Here is a 2,117-nt window from a genome sequence, read left to right on the forward strand (position 1 = left end):
ATCGTCGGCGTCCTGGCCGTCGCGCGCCACTGGCGCACCGCGATGGCCTCCGCGGTTCCGTTCGCCCGCTACGGCGAGGCCGCGCTCGTGCTCCCGTCGCCGGCCATCCTCACCGAGGACTACGTCGGCAACTGCCTCCCGCGGGCCCGCGCGTACGGCCTCGCGGTCGTCACGGCCGACCCGAACGCGGTCGTGGACCTCGACCTCGAGGGCCGCACCGAGCGCGTCGTGCTCGCCGAGGACCCGGTCTCCCGCCTGGTCAACGAGCTGGTCTACGACCACCTGCTCCGGACCGCGGAGGCGCCGGCTTCGCACTAGGCTCCGCAGCATGCGAGTCGTCATTGCTGGTGGACACGGTCAGATCGCGTTGCGGCTCGAGCGGCTGCTCGCCGCGCGCGGTGACGAAGCGGTCGGGATCATCCGCAACCCCGCCCACGCGGCGGATCTCGAAGCGGCCGGCGCCCAGGCCGTCGTGCTCGACCTGGAGAACTCCGATGTGGACGCCGTCGCCGAGGTCCTGAAGGGTGCCGACGCCGCCGTGTTTTCGGCCGGCGCGGGCCCGGGTAGCGGCACCGCCCGCAAGGACACTGTGGACCGTGGTGCCGCGGCGCTGTTCGCCGAAGCGGCCGAGCGGGCCGGCGTCCGGCGGCACATCCAGGTCGGCTCCATCGGCGCCGACAACCCGGAGAACCCCGACGTCACCGAGGAGTTCCGGCACTACCTGCGCGCCAAGCGCGCGGCGGAAGACGACCTCAAGGCCCGCGATCTCGATTGGACGATCCTCCGGCCCGGTCAGCTCACCAACGACCCCGGCACCGGCCTCGTCCTACTGGCCGAGCGGACCGAGCGCGGCCCGATCCCGCGTGACGACGTCGCCGCGGTGCTCGTCGGTTTGCTCGACACGCCGGCTTCGGCGCGCCGCACCCTGACCCTGATCTCGGGTGAGGACGCCATCGGCGAAGCGATCTCCGCGCTGTGATCACCCAGGCATCGAGAGAAATCGCCGTCTTCAGCGGCAGCGCCCACCCCGAGCTGGCCGAAGAGATCTGCGAGCACCTCGGCGTGCCGCTGCGGCCGGTCGAGATCCAGCGGTTCGCCAACGACTGCCTCGAAGTGCAGCTCCAGTCCAACTGCCGCGAGCGGGACGTCTTCATCATCCAGCCGCTGGTCAAGCCGGTGCAGGAGCACCTCGTCGAGCTGTTGCTGATGCTCGACGCCGCCCGCGGCGCCTCGGCGTCCCGCATCACCGCCGTGATCCCGCACTACTCGTACGCGCGCTCGGACAAGAAGGACGCGCCGCGCATCTCCATCGGTGGCCGGCTGGTCGCGGACCTGCTGGTGACGGCCGGGGCGAGCCGCGTGCTCGCGATGACCCTGCACTCGCCGCAGGTCCACGGCTTCTTCAGCGTCCCGGTGGACCACCTGCACGCGCTGCAGGAGCTGGCCAAGCACTTCCGGCAGTACGACCTGTCCCGCGCCACCGTCGTCTCACCCGACCTGGGCAACGCGAAGGAGGCGTCGCACTTCGCGCGGCTCCTCGGCGTCCAGGTCGCGGCCGGTGCAAAGGAACGCTTCCCCGACGACCGCGTCCAGATCACGTCGGTCATCGGCGAGATCACCGGCCGGGACGTGATCGTGCTCGACGACGAGATCGCCAAGGGCAGCACCGTGCTCGAACTGCTGGACCGGCTGGCCGAGCTTCGCCCGCGTTCGATCCGGGTGGCGTGCACGCACGGGCTGTTCGCGGCGAAGGCCATCGAGCGCATCGGCAGCCGGCCGGAGGTGCTGGAGATCGTCTGCACCAACACCGTCCCGGTCCCGGAGGAAGAGCGCACCGAGAAGCTGAAGATCCTCTCGATCGCCCCGGCGATGGCCGAGGCGATCCGCCGCATCCACAACGGCGAATCGGTGTCGGCGCTGTTCTAGGTGTGATGTCCGGGGAGGTTGGTCAGCCGGGTGACCGGCGGCTTGCCGCCGGTTGCACTGTGGGGTCGATGATGGTTGTAGAAGTGCAGCCAGCCTGGTAGCGCCGCCCGGCGCAGGCTCTCGGACGGGTAGAACCGGGCGTAGGCCCAGCCTTCGGCCAACGTGCGGTGGAATCGTTCGATCTTGCCGTT

The 2,117-nt window shown here is 70.6% G+C and carries 3 protein-coding genes and 1 pseudogene; 3 read left to right on the plus strand and 1 reads right to left on the minus strand.

Annotated features, from left to right (window positions below):
• From AB0J40_RS47445 to AB0J40_RS47455, 3 genes and pseudogenes are all read left to right on the plus strand, one after another.
• A pseudogene (locus tag AB0J40_RS47445) lies at window positions 1-318 on the plus strand (hypothetical protein); the annotation flags it as partial.
• Between the two features lie 10 nt (window positions 319-328).
• Window positions 329-979 (plus strand): SDR family oxidoreductase, encoded by a 651-nt coding sequence (locus tag AB0J40_RS47450; protein ID WP_364467268.1) that lies wholly within the window; start codon window positions 329-331, stop codon window positions 977-979.
• Window positions 976-1,926, plus strand: a complete 951-nt coding sequence (locus AB0J40_RS47455; protein ID WP_364467270.1) for a ribose-phosphate pyrophosphokinase — start codon at window positions 976-978, stop codon at window positions 1,924-1,926. Before AB0J40_RS47450 ends, AB0J40_RS47455 begins: the two co-directional genes overlap by 4 nt.
• Here the strand turns inward: AB0J40_RS47455 and AB0J40_RS47460 are convergent.
• On the minus strand, window positions 1,923-2,117 hold a 195-nt coding region (locus AB0J40_RS47460), incomplete at its 5' end, for an integrase core domain-containing protein (RefSeq protein WP_364467272.1). The two genes, AB0J40_RS47455 and AB0J40_RS47460, sit on opposite strands and share 4 nt — an antisense overlap.

It is taken from the genome of Amycolatopsis sp. NPDC049691 (genome assembly GCF_040675005.1).
Taxonomy (GTDB): Bacteria; Actinomycetota; Actinomycetes; order Mycobacteriales; family Pseudonocardiaceae; genus Amycolatopsis.